General features: G+C 68.5%; 10 protein-coding genes and 1 pseudogene. 8 read left to right on the forward strand and 3 right to left on the reverse strand.

Annotation, left to right across the window (positions count from 1 at the left end; translation table 11 throughout):
- Window positions 1-36: 36 nt before the first annotated feature.
- A pseudogene (locus VVR85_RS05720) lies at window positions 37-1,050 on the reverse strand (acyltransferase family protein); the annotation flags it as partial.
- A 101-nt stretch (window positions 1,051-1,151) separates the two neighbouring features.
- Between VVR85_RS05720 and VVR85_RS05725 the strand changes: the two are divergent.
- Together VVR85_RS05725 and VVR85_RS05730 are read left to right on the forward strand one after the other, a co-directional pair.
- Window positions 1,152-2,324, forward strand: a complete 1,173-nt coding sequence (locus VVR85_RS05725; protein ID WP_368519980.1) for a porin PorA family protein — start codon at window positions 1,152-1,154, stop codon at window positions 2,322-2,324.
- 18 nt (window positions 2,325-2,342) lie between these two features.
- On the forward strand, window positions 2,343-3,932 hold the full coding sequence (locus VVR85_RS05730) for a hypothetical protein (RefSeq protein ID WP_368519981.1): 1,590 nt from the start codon (window positions 2,343-2,345) through the stop codon (window positions 3,930-3,932).
- Here the strand turns inward: VVR85_RS05730 and VVR85_RS05735 are convergent.
- On the reverse strand, window positions 3,886-4,989 hold the full coding sequence (locus VVR85_RS05735) for a glycosyltransferase family 4 protein (protein WP_368519982.1): 1,104 nt from the start codon (window positions 4,987-4,989) through the stop codon (window positions 3,886-3,888). The two genes, VVR85_RS05730 and VVR85_RS05735, sit on opposite strands and share 47 nt — an antisense overlap.
- Window positions 4,990-5,012: 23 nt before the next feature.
- Here VVR85_RS05735 and VVR85_RS05740 point away from each other — a divergent pair, with 23 nt between their 5' ends.
- Window positions 5,013-5,777, forward strand: coding sequence for a class I SAM-dependent methyltransferase (locus tag VVR85_RS05740; protein ID WP_368519983.1), 765 nt, complete (start codon window positions 5,013-5,015; stop codon window positions 5,775-5,777).
- Window positions 5,778-5,782: 5 nt separating this feature from the next.
- On the opposite strand, the gene VVR85_RS05745 is transcribed toward VVR85_RS05740, so the two are convergent.
- Window positions 5,783-7,612: a phosphoenolpyruvate carboxykinase (GTP) gene (locus VVR85_RS05745; RefSeq protein ID WP_368519984.1), complete on the reverse strand. Its 1,830-nt coding sequence runs from the start codon at window positions 7,610-7,612 to the stop codon at window positions 5,783-5,785.
- 439 nt (window positions 7,613-8,051) lie between these two features.
- Between VVR85_RS05745 and trmB the strand changes: the two genes are divergently transcribed.
- Genes trmB through VVR85_RS05770 form a run of 5 tightly spaced genes read left to right on the forward strand, consistent with a single transcriptional unit; the run spans window position 8,052 to window position 13,251 of the window.
- Window positions 8,052-8,819, forward strand: coding sequence for a tRNA (guanosine(46)-N7)-methyltransferase TrmB (trmB, locus tag VVR85_RS05750; RefSeq protein WP_368519985.1), 768 nt, complete (start codon window positions 8,052-8,054; stop codon window positions 8,817-8,819).
- Complete coding sequence (locus VVR85_RS05755) at window positions 8,819-9,418, forward strand: NYN domain-containing protein (RefSeq protein ID WP_368519986.1); 600 nt, start codon at window positions 8,819-8,821, stop codon at window positions 9,416-9,418. The genes trmB and VVR85_RS05755 overlap by 1 nt, the downstream gene beginning before the upstream one ends.
- Before the next feature lie 7 nt (window positions 9,419-9,425).
- Window positions 9,426-11,813: an MMPL family transporter gene (locus VVR85_RS05760; RefSeq protein WP_368519987.1), complete on the forward strand. Its 2,388-nt coding sequence runs from the start codon at window positions 9,426-9,428 to the stop codon at window positions 11,811-11,813.
- 3 nt (window positions 11,814-11,816) lie between these two features.
- On the forward strand, window positions 11,817-12,854 hold the full coding sequence (locus VVR85_RS05765; protein WP_368519988.1) for a YbhN family protein: 1,038 nt from the start codon (window positions 11,817-11,819) through the stop codon (window positions 12,852-12,854).
- Window positions 12,832-13,251: a DUF3054 domain-containing protein gene (locus VVR85_RS05770; RefSeq protein ID WP_368519989.1), complete on the forward strand. Its 420-nt coding sequence runs from the start codon at window positions 12,832-12,834 to the stop codon at window positions 13,249-13,251. Before VVR85_RS05765 ends, VVR85_RS05770 begins: the two co-directional genes overlap by 23 nt.
- The last annotated feature ends 164 nt before the right edge of the window (window positions 13,252-13,415 follow it).

The raw sequence follows: 13,415 nt of genomic DNA on the forward strand, positions 1-13,415 counted from the left end.
GGCCACCGTGGCCAGCCACACGAGGACGAAGTTTATGGCCCCGCCGCTAAACAGATCGATCCCCAGCAGCGGGAAGACCAGGTCCAGCACCGCCACGTGCCAGAGGAAGATGCCATAAGACCAGACTCCGGCCGCCTGCAGGGGCGCGGATTCCAGCACCCGCGAGCGCGGTGCGAAGATGAAGGGCAACACCACGCAGGCGGCGAAGACCCCGCCGACCAGGATGCGGCGGGCAAACTCGTCCGGGTCCGGGTGGGTCAGCCCGCGCGGGCCGAACCACTCCCGGCTAGCCAGCCAGATGCACCCGGCGGCCAGGCCCAGCCACATCCAGCGCCACGAAGCCACCCGCTGGACCCAGGCCGGAACGCGGCCTTCGGCCTCGGCGGCCAGCATGCCCACGGCGAACCACAAGGTATAGGCCGGCGGCCAGATCTGGGTATTAATCCCGTCCGGGTCCGCGTTCGCCACGAAGGGCAACAACGCCCAGCCCAGGCTCAGCGCGGCCGAAGCCGCAATCACCAGGCAGCGCACTCGGCGCCCGCCCGGGAGGAGTTGGGCGGCGATGGCCAGCAGGGGCATCGTTAAGTAGAAGGCGATCTCCACGCACAGCGACCACAGGTGGGTCAGCCCGGGGGCCAGGCCGTCTGGCCAGAAGATCTGGGTCGAGGTGAGGTTGGCTACAACCTGCTGGAGGCTCACCCCGGCGGCCGAGGGCAGGAAGGCCAAGACCGCGATCACGCAGGCCAGGTAAGCCGGCGCGATGCGGGCGGTGCGGCTGCGGTAGTAGCGCGACCAGCCGCGGGCGGCGTAGCGCTCCCGCCGGCGCCACAGGACGAAGGCGCTGAGCGCGAAGAAAACCGCCACGAAATAATCGAAGCGCTCGGCCCAGCCCCAGCCGGTGCCGGTCTGGAAGCTGACGTGGGTGACGATGATGCCCAGCGACGCGACCGCCCGCAGACCGTCTAGGGCGTCGAGCCGCTGCGGTAAGGTGTTATGCACGCCGGTGTGGGGCGCGGCGGGCTGGCGGTGCTTCGCGTGAGCGTGCGGCACGCTGCCTCCTTCCCTCGCCGGGGCATGGTCGCTTGGGGCTTCACCGCAAGCGTCCGTGCAACCAGAACCTGTAACTTTCCGTGATTGGACATGATACTGCAATGAAGCGCTTCCTCCGGCTCCGCGGCCGCCTGTTCTGGACCGTGGTGGCGGCAGCCTGCGCGCTTATTATCGGCGCGATGGTCCCCGCGATGTATGAGAACCAGACGCGCCAGCTTTCCCGCGACATCGACTACCAGGTAACGGCTACCTCCCGGGAGTCGATGGTGCTGGACTACCAGGCCTTCCGCGCCGGGAAGCCGAACTCGCAGCGCTCCGCCAGCCCCGCGTGCGAGCCGGCAAAGCTAGCCAACGGCCAGACGCAGTACCCGCTGGCCTGCTTCATCCGGGACGTGCCGATGGAGGTCGAGCGCCACACCCAGACCGGCAAGGCGGACGACTCCACGCTGGCCAGCTCCGAATCCGAGGTCACCACCCTCATCGACGACCACCTGGCCGCGCGCGTGAGCGAGTCTTCGGTGCTGAACCGGGAGTCGACCTTCCCGGCCTCCGGGCCTTCGACCGCGCTGACGCTGTCGCTGGGTGAGGGCGGCGACGAGATCACGGACCCCGGCTTCGAGCGCGACGGGCTGCAATACTTCTTCCCCGCCGACACCGAACAGCGCTCCTACCCGCTCTACGACCCGCTCCTGCACGGCTCGGAGCCGCTGGATTTCTCCGGCACCGAGAAGGTAGACGGCATCCCCACCTACACCTTCCAGCAGGACCTGCACGGCCGTGAGCTCGACCCGGAGGTGGAAAAGCTGCTGTTTTCCTCCCTCGCCGGCGCGAGCGCGGACGCGGAAGAGGCCACCGAGGTCGTCGGCCCGGCGGGGAACTTCTATTCGCAGGCCGACATGGAACGCTTCGGCTACCACCCGGAGGACACGGTCGTGCTGGAGCCGTATTACTCGGTCAGCCGCACGGTCTGGGTCGAGTCCACCACGGGCACCATCGTTAACGCCGTGACCCACGTGGACATCAGCTTTGCGACCTCCCCGCAGGAAGCCGCCCAGCTCGACGCCACCGACCCGGCGCGCGAGCGGGCCGTGGTCAACGCGCGCCTCGAGTGGAGCCCGGACAGCCAGCAGCGCGCCCTGGACAAGGTCGCCAGCACGGTCAACATGACCAAGGCGATGTCGATTCTCGGCTGGGGCGGCAAGGCCCTGGGCGTGGTCCTGCTCATCATTGCCGCGCGGATGTACATGCGCCGCCGCGCCGGCGAGGCGAACTAACCGCCCGCAGGTCCGCCCATGCCGCGCCTTCTTCCCGCCAGCCGCCCCGCCGCGGTGCGCGCGGCCTGCTTGATCGCGGTCGCCGCCGCGTGCATCGCTAGCGTTACCTGGCCTTTTGTCCTGCCGGGCGAGCTTGTCTGGCGGGACATGGTCGTGCCCGCGGATATGGCGTTCAGCCCCGCCAATTTCGGCGGCGGGGACCTGCCCGCCCGGGCTGTTCCCCAGGACGGGCTGCTCGCCCTAGCCGCCCAGCTCGTGCCGGCGCACTGGCTCGTGCGCGCGCTGGTCATCGGCTCGGCAGTCGCCGCCGCCTGGGGCGGCTGGCGGCTGACCAGGTTGTGCGCGCCGGCGGCAGGGCAATCTCCGGAAGTTGTGGCGGACCGGCACCTGCTGGGCCCGGCCGCGGCCATCGCCTTGTGCGTGGCCAACCCCTTGGTGATCGAGCGGCTCCTGCAGGGCCAGTGGTCCATCGCGGCGGCCGCCTGGCTGGGCCCTGCCATCGCCGCGGCGGGCCTGGCGGGGCGGCGGCCCGGGCAGTGGGCGGCCATGTTCGTCTCCTCGCTGACGCCGACCGGCGCGCTGTTGGGCGCGCTGACGGGCATCGCCACCGCGCGGCAGCGGCTAGCCACGGCCTGCTACGGCCTGGCGCTGTGCCTGCCATGGGCCCTGCCCGGCCTGCTGGGGGTCGTGCGCGGCACCGCGCCGGGGATGGATGCGGCCGCCGCCGTGGCGGCCTTCGCGCCGCGCGCTGAGGCCCACGCCGGGCTGCTGGTCACCGTGCTCGGTCTGGGCGGCATTTGGAACGCGGACGCCGTGCCCGCCTCCCGCCAGGCCGGTTTCGCCCTGGTCGGCGTGCTGCTTATCGCCGTGGTGACGCTCGGCTGGGCCCGGCTTTTCGGTGCGGGCCGGGGCGCGGGCTCCGTGCGCTGGCCGACCGGCGCCGGGGCGCTACTTGTCCTGGCCGCGCTCGGGCTGGGCGGGGTTCTGCTGGCTGCGTTATTCCCCGGCGCGCTGGCCTGGGTCGTGGACACGGTGCCGGGCGGCGGGCTGCTGCGCGACAGCCAGAAATTCCTGGCCCTGGCCGTGCCCGCCTACGCGGTGGGCCTGGGCGCGGTGCGCGGCCCGAGTGCCACGGCCGGGCTGGTGGCCGTGGCACTCTTGGTTCCCGATGCCGCCCGGGCGGTGGCGCCGCTGCAGCCGCGGCCGGAGGGCACGGACAGCGCCCTGGTCCACCAGCTGGGCGGCCGGGACGCCCTCTTCGTCGACCGGCCGGAGCTGGTGGAGGCCCCCGGCGGCGTGGCCGTGGATCCGTATTCCAAGGTTGCGGCGAAGGTCCAATCCGGCGCCTTGCGCGTCGACGGCGCTCTCCTGGACTACCCGGCGCCGCGCTGGGTGGCCGCCCAGCGCGCGTGGCAGGAGCGGGACTTGGGACGGTTGGAGCACCTCGGCGTGGGCGCGGTCGTCGAGGGCGGCCAGGTTGTTGCCGAGACCGGCGCCGGCCCGCAGCCGCGGCCCTGGGGCCTGGTCGTGGCCTGGCTGCTCACCCCGCTGGCGGCCGGGCTTATCGCGCGCTGGTTTTCCCGGTCACGCGCGCGAGCAAATCCATAAACCGGCGGCCGGTGGTCTCCCAGGAAAACTGGGCGGCGAATTCTTGCGCCCCGGCACCGAGGCGGTCGCGCTCGGCCGGGTCGGCGATAAGCTCGCGGGTGGCCTGGAGTAGCTGCGCCGGGGTCTCCACCAGCCGGCCGGTGGCCTGGTCGTGGACGCTGTCGCGCAGGCCGAAGGAATACCCCACTGTGGGCACCCTATGTTGGGCCGCCTCCATGACTGCTAGTCCCCATCCTTCCTTGCGGGAGGGCATAAGGTGCAGGTCCGCCTGGGCCAGCAGGGCGTGCTTGTAGTCCTCGGTTACCTGGCCGCGGAAACGCACGCGCTCGCCCAGCCCCAGCTTTTCGGCGTACTCGCGCAGGCTGTGTTCCCACCAACCGGAGCCGACGATGTCCAAGACCGCCTCCGGGATCTGCGCGACGGTGTCCATGGCGTGCTCGATCTGCTTGTGCGGCACCAGGCGCGACAGGGTCACCAGGTGGATGGCGGCCTCGCGCTCCAGGCGCGGCACGTGCGGCGGGATTGGATCCACGCCGTTTTCGATGATCTCGGCCCCCTGCACGCCCAGGGTCTCCAAGTCCTGGCGGGACGCCGGCGAGACGGTCACGTACGGCGCGCCGCGGTAGACCGCCGGCGCCACGCGGGACTCCAACCACCAGCCCAGGCGGGCCAGCACCGGGCCGGCCACGGGCCACTGCTCCTTGTGGAGGTGGTGGGTCAAAAGGACCGCCGGCACGCCGGCGACGGGACGGGCGAAAAACGGGATGCCGTTCTGGGTATCCACCACCACGTCGATGCCGCGCAGCGGGCCCAGCCCCACCCGGCCGGCCAGGATGGCGGCCAGGGCATAAGGGTAGACGCTGTACTTGCCGCCCACGCGCCAGTAGTTCACGCCGTCGCGCTTGTCGTGGCGGGCGCCGTTCATGTGCCGGGAGGTCCAGTAGATGACCTGGTGGCCGTGAGCGGCGAGGTATTCGCCGACCCGCTCCAGGTAGCGTTCGGAGCCGCCGCCCTGGGGGTGGGTGGAATCGCGCCAACAGAGTAGAAGTATTTTCATGTCGAGCTACTAGCCTAGTGGCTATGCGCTACACCCGAGCCCTGGCCACGCTGAGGAGATCCTGGCAACTCCTGCGGGCCTTCCCGCAGGAGCAGACCCACCCCGCCGCCTTCTACGGACCCCTGGCCGAGGACACCGCCGAGCTCATCGGGCGGCTGGCTCACGATGCCGGGCTCGCCCTCCGCGGCTCCTTAGTCCTCGACGTCGGCGGCGGCCCGGGCTATTTCGCCGCCGCCTTCGACCGCCGCGGCGCCCGCTACATCGGGCTGGAGCCCGACGCCGGGGAGATGTCCGCGGCGGGACTCACGCTGGCCAACAGCGTGCGCGGCGACGGCACCCGGATGCCCTTTGCCGACGGGACCTTCGACGTGGTCTATTCCTCCAACGTGGCCGAGCACGTCCCCGACCCGGAAGCGCTGGCCGAGGAGATGCTACGGGTGACCCGCCCCGGCGGCCTGGTGGTGCTCAGCTACACCGTGTGGCTGGGGCCTTTCGGCGGGCACGAGACCGGCCTGTGGCAGCACTACGTGGGCGGGGCCTTTGCCCGGGATTACTACACTCGCCGCCACGGCCACCCGCCCAAGAACGTCTACGGCACCTCGCTCTTCGCGGTCAGCTGCGCGCGCGGGCTGCGGTGGGCCGAAAACGCGCAAAAGCGCGGGGACGCCGAGCTGTTGTTGGCGTTCCCGCGCTATCACCCGCGGTGGGCGTGGTGGCTGACCCGCGTTCCCGGGTTGCGGGAGTTTCTGGTCAGCAACCTGGTGCTGGTGCTACGCGCCAGCGCCTAGACCCTTTAGGCGCTCTGGTGCTCCTCCACGCGCGACTTCAGGGCGTCGAACTGGTCCCAGACCTCCTGCGGGACGCGGGAGCCCAGGAAGTTCAGGTAGTCGGAGTTGTCCTGGATGTCGCCGGACCAGTCCTCGGCGTGGACGGCCAGGGCCTGCTTGACCTTGTCGATCTCCACGTCCAGGCCGTGCAGGTCCAGGTCCTCGGCGCGCGCGGTGGAACCGATGATGGTCTCCTCGGCGCCGACGTTGCCCTCGATGCGGTCGATGATCCACTTGAGCACGCGGGAGTTTTCGCCGAAGCCCGGCCACAGCATCTTGCCGTCGTCGCCCTTGCGGAACCAGTTGACCAGGAAGATGGCCGGCATGCGGTCGCCGCCCTTTTCGCCCATGTTGACCCAGTGCTGCAGGTAGTCGCCAGCGTTGTAGCCGATGAACGGCAGCATGGCCATCGGGTCGTGGCGCAGGGCGCCGACCTTACCCTCGGCCGCGGCGGTCTGGCCGGAGGCCAGCAGGGAGCCGATCATCGTGCCGTGGTTCCAGTCGAAGGCCTGGGTGACCAGCGGGACGGTGTCGGCGCGGCGGCCGCCGAAGAGGATGGCGTCGATCTTCACGCCCTGCCAGTCGTCGTACTCCGGCGCGGCGGTCGGGCACTGGGAGATCGGCACGCAGTAGCGAGAGTTCGGGTGGGCGGCCTTGGTGGCCGAGTCCGGGGTCCAGTCCTCGCCGGTCCAGTCGATGAGGTGGGCTGGGGCGTCGCCGTCCATGCCCTCCCACCAGACGTCGCCGTCGTCGGTGAGCGCGACGTTGGTGAACAGGGTGTTGCCCGGCTCCATGGTCTTCATGGCAATCGGGTTGGAGGCGTAGTTGGTGCCCGGGGCCACGCCGAAGAAGCCGTTCTCCGGGTTCACGGCGTACAGGCCGTCCTCGCGCAGGTGCAGCCAGGCGATGTCGTCGCCGACGACCTCGGCGCTCCAGCCCGGGATGGTGGGCGTGATCATCGCGAGGTTGGTCTTACCGCAGGCCGACGGGAAGGCGGCCGCGATGTGGTAGTTCTTGCCTTCCGGGTTGGTCAGCTTCAGGATGAGCATGTGCTCGGCCATCCAGCCCTCTTCGCGGGCCATGACGGAGGCGATACGCAGCGCGTAGCACTTCTTCGCCAGGATGGCGTTGCCGCCGTAGCCGGAGCCGTAGGACCAGATCTCCTTGGTCTCCGGGAAGTGGGTGATGTACTTGGTCTCGTTGCACGGCCAGGCGACGTCCTCCTCGCCCTCGGCCAGCGGGGCGCCGACGGAGTGCAGGGCCTGCACGAAGGCTCCATCGGTGCCGATCTTCTCCAGCGCTTCCGCGCCCATGCGGGTCATGATGCGCATGGACAGGACCACGTAGGCCGAGTCGGTCAGCTGCACGCCGAGCTTCGGGTCCAGGTCGCTAATGGGGCCCATGCAGAAAGGCACGACGTACATCGTGCGGCCGCGCATGGCGCCGCGGAAGGCGTCGGTCATCTCTTCCTTCATCGCGGCCGGCGGGGCCCAGTTGTTGGTCGGGCCGGCGTCTTCCTCGTTCTCCGAGCAGATGAAGGTGCGGGACTCGACGCGGGCGACGTCCGAGGGGTTGGAGCGGGCCAGGTAGGAGTTCGGGCGCTTTTCCTCGTTGAGCTTGAGCAGGGTCCCCTTCTCCACCAGCTCGCCGGCGAGCCGGTCGGCTTCTTCCTGAGAGCCGTCTACAAAGACCACTTGGTCCGGCTGAAAGAGCTCCACGTTCTCATTGATCCACGCGATAAGCTCCGGGTTGTCAGTCGGAAGTTGTCCAACAAGGCCTTTAATTTCGGCGGTCATCTAAAGTCTCCTGGGGTTAATTCTTCACGTTGTCAGACTTAAGCCATGACTTATGTCTTAGAGGGCATTCCACCTCCAGCGTAACGCGCCGGCCGGCGCAAGTACCGACAATTCGCCGGGCACTGGATATATCCACACTGTTTACCACAACTTAACCGAGGGTACGCCATACCGTCACCGGCAATCTCATAGTTTTCGTACCCCCGTCCGGGGGATCGACCCGGCGGGCCAAGCCGCCGCCCTACTCACGGCGCCACCCCCAAGCAGCCCGCCTTCGCCCGGCTGGTCATAACCGGCACCCCTCCGCGCCCGAGTTCGGTCAGAACTTGCGGCCTATTCCTTATGTTCTTTCCCCACTGCCGGCTCTGCGGCCGGCATTGCTGCCGTCGGCGGCGCGGCAAATTGCCAACTGCGCTGGCTAAGTGAACAATAGACCACGATGGATAACTCTAGTAACACCCCTACCGCCGTGGGCGAGATGCCGCCGGGCCGCCCGCTGCAGACCGAGTTTAACGACGGCCTGGACTACCCGCGCCTGGGTAACGTGACCTTCCGTCGTGGCAGCCTGACCGACAACCAGCAGGCACTTTTCGCCGAGCACTGGCCCCGCCTGGGCCGGGTGCTGGCGGACGAACGGATTGATATAGAGGAATGGTTCGGGCGCAGCGGCGCCAAGACCGTGGTGGAGATCGGCTCGGGCACCGGCACCTCGACCGCGGCGATGGCCCCGCTGGAGCAGGACACCAACATCGTCGCCGTGGAGCTCTACAAGCCGGGCCTGGCCAAGTTGCTGGGCCAGGTGGTGCGCCAGGACATCGACAACATCCGCATGGTGCGCGGCGACGGCATCGAGGTGCTCGCCCGCATGTTCGCGCCGGAGTCCCTGGACGGCATCCGCGTCTTCTTCCCGGATCCGTGGCCCAAGGCCCGCCACCACAAGCGCCGGATCATCCAGTCCGGGCCGCTCAACCTGTTCGCCTCCCGCCTCAAGCCGGGCGGCGTGCTGCACGTGGCCACGGACCACGCCGGCTACGCCGAGTGGATCGACGAGCTCGTCGAGGTCGAGCCCATCCTGCGCTACCGCGGCTGGCCGTGGCCCGAATGTCCGCAGCTGACCGACCGCCAGGTCATCACCAAGTTCGAGGGCAAGGGCCTGGATAAGGACCACGTTATTAAGGAATACCTCTGGGAAAAGAGGCCGCAGTAATGACTACCCGCAAGCTGCTGCTCGTCTGGGACGCGCCCAACATGGACATGGGCCTGGGCGCCATCCTGGGCGGGCGCCCGACCGCCGCCTTCCGCCCGCGCTTCGACGCCATCGGCCGCTGGACCGTGCGCGAGGCCTGGGACCTAGACGCCCAGCCGCACGCCGCGGTCTTTACCAACGTCACCCCGGGCGGGGCGGACGTCATCCGCCCCTGGGTCGAGGCCATCCGCAACGTCGGTTTCGCCGTCTTCGCCAAGCCCAAGGTCCACGACGACACGGACGTGGACCCGGACATGCTCGACTACATCGCCGCAAACCGCGACGAGCTCGCCGGGCTGGTGGTCGCCTCCGCCGACGGCCAGAATTTCCAGGAGACCCTGGAGGAGCTGGCAAACGAGGGCGTGCCGGTCACGGTGGTCGGCTTCCAGGAGCACGCCTCCTGGGCCGTGACCCACCCGGTCATCGACTTCGTGGACTTGGAGGACATCGACGGCGTCTTCCGCGAGCCGCTGCCCCGAGTCAACCTGGACAACCTGCCCGACGGCGGCGCCTGGCTGCAGCCTTTCCGCCCGCTTTCTGCCTTGCTCGACGAACGCTAGGAGCCGCATGTTTTATAGCTGGGGCCGTTTTTCTTATGCCCACCGCAAGCTCATCCCCGTTATCCTGATCGCGCTGATCCTGGCTCTGTTCGCTATCTTCGGCACCCGCCTGGAAGACCGCATGAGCCAGGAAGGCTGGGAGGATCCGGGCGCGGCCTCCACCGTGGCCGCCGAGCTCGAGCAAACCACCTTCGGGCGCGACAACAACGGCGACGTCATCGTCATGGTGGAAAACCCGGACGAGAACTTCGACGCCGCCCAGCAGTACTTCGCCGACATCAAGGCGCAGTACCCGGACCAGATTTCCCACCTCAACGGCTACTTCGACAAGAAGAACCCGAATTTCATCAACGAGGACGGGACCTACGCCTTCACAGCCATCGGGCTCAAAGGCGACGCGGAGCAAACGCTCAAGGACTTCCGCACCATCGAGCCGGCGCTGCACGAAACCGACCTGCCCGTGCAGGTCGCCGGCGCGACCGCGGTGGCCGATGCCCTGGACGACGGCATGTCCAACGACATCTCCCGCGCGGAGAAGGCCGCCCTGCCGCTGGTCGGCCTGTTGCTGCTGGTGGTCTTCGGCTCCGTCGTGGCAGCGTTCATGCCGCTTATCGTCGGCGGCCTGTCCATCCTCGGCTCGCTGGGCATTTTGTCGATCCTGGCCGGTTTCCTGCAGGTCAACGTCTTCGCCCAGGCCGTCGTCACGCTGCTGGGCCTGGGCCTGGCCATCGACTACGGCCTGTTTATGGTCTCCCGCTTCCGCGAGGAGCTCGACCGCGGCCGCAGCACCCAAGACGCCGTGGCGATTACCACCGCCACCGCCGGCCAGACGGTGGTCTTCTCCGCGGCCATGGTGGCCGTGGCCCTGTCCGGCCTCTTCATCTTCCCGCAGGCCTTCCTGAAATCCGTGGCCTACGGCTCGATTTCCGCCGTGGGCCTGGCCGCGCTGCTGTCCGTGACCGTGCTGCCGTCGCTGTTCGGCCTGCTGGGCAAGAACATCGACAAGTGGTCCATCCGGCGCACCAAGCGCACCGCCCGCCGCCTGGAAGACACCTGGTGGTACAAGCTGCCGGCGTGGGCCATGGGCCGGGCCAAGCTGATGACCGTGGGTATCTGCGCCCTGCTCATCGCGCTGACCATCCCGCTGATCAACATCGCCTTCGGCGGCATCAACGAGACCTACCTGCCGCCCAGCCAGGACACCCGCGTCGCCCAGGACACCTTCAACGAGGAATTCCCCACCTTCCGCACCGAGCCGGTCAAGCTGGTGGTGGAGGGCGCCGATAACCAGCAGCTGGCCGACGTCTACCTCCAGGTGCGCGACATGGACGGCCTGACCGAGCCGATGAGCCCGTCCACGGCCACCAAGGACGGCATCACGGTGCTCTCCGCCGGCATCCAGGACCGCGACGACTATGCGGACATCGTCCACCAGCTCGAGGCCGTCGACGCCCCGGAGGGCGTGAACCTGTACGTCGGCGGCACACCGGCGATGGAGGTCGAGTCCCTCGACGCCCTCTTCGACAAGCTGCCGTGGATGGCCATCTACATCGTCGTGGCCACCTTCATCCTCATGGCGCTGGTCTTCGGCTCGGTGGTCCTGCCCGCCAAGGCCATCATCATGACGCTGCTGACCCTGGGCGCGACCCTGGGCATCCTGACGGCCATGTTCGTCAGCGGCGTCGGCGCGGACCTGCTCAACTTCACGCCGGGCCCGCTGATGAGCCCGATCCTGGTGCTCATCATCGCCATCATCTACGGCCTGTCCACCGACTACGAGGTCTTCCTGGTCTCCCGCATGGTCGAGGCCCGCAAGAAGGGCGCAACCACGGACGAGGCCATCTCCTACGGCACCGCGCACACCGGCGGCATCATCACCGCCGCCGCGCTGATCATGATCGTGGTGGCCGGCGCGTTCGGCTTCTCCGACATCGTGATGATGAAGTACATCGCCTTCGGCATGATCTTCGCCCTGTTCATCGACGCGACCATCGTGCGCATGCTCCTGGTGCCGGCCGTCATGCACCTGCTGCGCGAGGACAACTGGTGGGCCCCGCAGTTCATCCACCGCGCCTACGAGAAGCTCGGCCACGGCAAGGAGCCGGCCGCTGCACCCGCAGCTGCCCCGCAGCGCGCCACGCGGGAGGAAGGCCACTGGGAGGAGATGCCGGCCCAGTCCGAGGCCGTCCTGGCTACCGATGCCGATGACTCCACCGACTACGAGCGCGAATCCGCGCGCGAGTCCGCACCGCAGGAGGAGCCCACGGCCCAGCCGGCCGTGGAAGATGACCGCGATTACCCGGCGCGGGGCAACCGCAACACGTCCACCGATGATTCCCTGGTACCGTTTAGCGAGCTAATGAAAAGACTAAACAAGGACCAGGGAAGGGACTAGGCGTTGAAAAAATGGCTGCAGTGGGTCGCCGCGCTTGTGATTCTCGCGGTGCTCATCTGGGTCTTTCGCGATGAGCTGGACTTCCTCCAGGACGGGTTCCGGCGGCTGCGCACCGCCGATCCTCTTGCCGCGGGGCTGGTGGTAGTCGCCTCCCTCGGCGCCATCGTCGCCATGGCGGAAGTCATGCGCCTGCTCATCCGGGCCGGCGGCGTGCCCGTCCCGCTGAAGGAGACCACCGCCATCACGCTGGCCTCCAACGCCTGGTCCACTACCCTGCCGGCCGGGCCGGCGTTTTCCGCCATCCTCACCTTCCACGTCCAGCGCGGCTGGGGCACCTCGGTGGCCCTGGCCGGCTGGTTCTTCGTGCTCTCCTCGGCCGTGTCCACCATGTGGCTGGTGCTCATCGGCCTGGGCGGGGTGGTCTTCCTCAACGCCCAGATGCAGGTGCTCTCCCTGCTGCTGACCCTTACCGCGGTGGTGGCGCTGTGCGGTCTGGTCTTCTGGGTATCCAACCACCCGCGCGCGATTGAGCGCTGGCTGTCCCGGCAGAAACTCCTGCGCGGCGGCAAGCGCGACGCGCTCATCAAGCAGGTGCGCAACCTCTCCGAGGTCCACCTGAACCGCTGGCAGTTCGCGCAGGTCGCCGGGTATTCCCTGGCCAACCGGCTGCTGGACATGGCCTCCCTGTGGGCGTGCGTGTGGGCTATCACCGGGGACGTCCCGGCCCTGCACGCCGGGGAGGACCAGACCACCCTGGCCGGCATCGCCCTGGCCTACCTGACCGCCAAGCTGGCCGGCTCCGCACAGGTCACCCCGGCCGGACTTGGCACGGTCGAGGCCGCCATCATCGCCTCGCTGGTGGCCACCGGCATGACGGCTATCGATGCCACCGGCGCCGCCGTCGTCTACCGCCTGATTTCTTTTGCCCTCATCACCGTCATCGGCTGGATCGTCTACTTCTGGCACTATGCTCGAAATGGACTGACCTATGCCGCCCTCAACCGAAAGGATCACGCCGATGCGTCCCGCACCGCTGCTTGATATCGTCGCCATCATGCTCTTCGCGCTCTTCGCGCGAATCGCCCACCCGCCTTTCACCTTCACCGGGCTGCTGGCCGCCTTCTGGCCCTGGGCCGTGGGCGCGCTGCTGGGCTGGGTCTTCATCACCAGCATCAAGGCCTCGCCCGGCCGCTGGATCGAGGGTGCCATCGTGTGGTGCTCCACCATCGTCGGCGGCATGATCCTGTGGTCCATCGTCAACAGCCAGCTGCCGCACTACAGCTTCCTGCTGGTCGCCTCCATCATGTCCGCCCTGCTGATGTTCGGCTGGCGCGCCATCGCCGCCTTCCGCGCCCGCCGCGCCGAGGTCGCCGAGATCAACGCCCAGCGAGCACAGCGCGCCCGCACCCGGACCGCCACCCGCCCGCCGCGTCGCTAACCGGGCGTTAATACGAAAAAATAGGCCGGCGCTGCGAACCCTGGGAAGGGCGCAGCGCCGGCCTTTGGCCTTTCGGCGGGAAATTAGCCGAAGATGTGCGCCAGCTGGTTGCCGATGGCAATGACCAGACCGACGATCTCGCTGACGATGTCCAAAGCGCTGCT

It is taken from the genome of Corynebacterium sp. LK2590, assembly GCF_040946105.1.
Classification (GTDB): domain Bacteria; phylum Actinomycetota; class Actinomycetes; order Mycobacteriales; family Mycobacteriaceae; genus Corynebacterium.